General features: G+C 54.6%; 1 protein-coding gene. It reads left to right on the forward strand.

Going from position 1 to position 682, the window contains the following annotated elements:
* Positions 1-682 (forward strand): FAD-binding oxidoreductase (locus A3754_RS26340; protein WP_156497181.1); only part of this gene is annotated, 682 nt, incomplete at both ends.

Genomic DNA, 682 nt, shown 5'->3' on the forward strand with positions numbered 1-682 from the left:
GGCTTTTTTTCCCAGGTTTGGGCAATATTCGTAACCCGNGAATGTTGAAGGCGCTGCGAGCGTATCTTGCAGCGAAAGGCGTTAGCTTTGTGCGAGAGCATATTCGCCGTGTTGAACTTTTGTCCTCAGGTGCGATACTTCATGGCGAAGTCGGGCAATACAGTTCGGATACGATCGTGGTCGCTGCGGGCTATAATGCTGCTGCACTGTTGGCTGAAACTGGCCTAAGTATGCCTCTTTTTCCTGCCAAAGGAGAAATGCTGTTGTTCCAGGTGGCGCCAGGAGATGTCCCTTCGGTAATATTGACGGAAGCAGGTTATCTGATTCCAAGAGCGGATGGTGCAGTTTTGGTCGGCTCCACCCTGCGCAAGGGGGATGCCAGTCATTACCCCACTGTTCAGGGGCGTCATCAGTTGATCTCCCTTGCCGCCAGTCTTTCCCCTGTGTTGGCTGAGAAAAAGCCCTCTTACCATTGGTCTGGCGTCCGCCCGGGTTGTGAGCGGGATTATCCTTATCTGGGTTTGCTGCCGGGAGCGACGGGGGTTTACGTGGCTGCAGGGCATTATCGGAACGGCCTGGTTTCTGCGCCAGGCAGTGCCGAATTGCTGGCGCAGCTTATTTGTGGTGAGTCTCCCTTTACTGACCCCGAGCCTTATTCGTTGTCTTCTGCCTCGCCGTCATC

The organism is Alcanivorax sp. HI0083 (genome assembly GCF_001635175.1).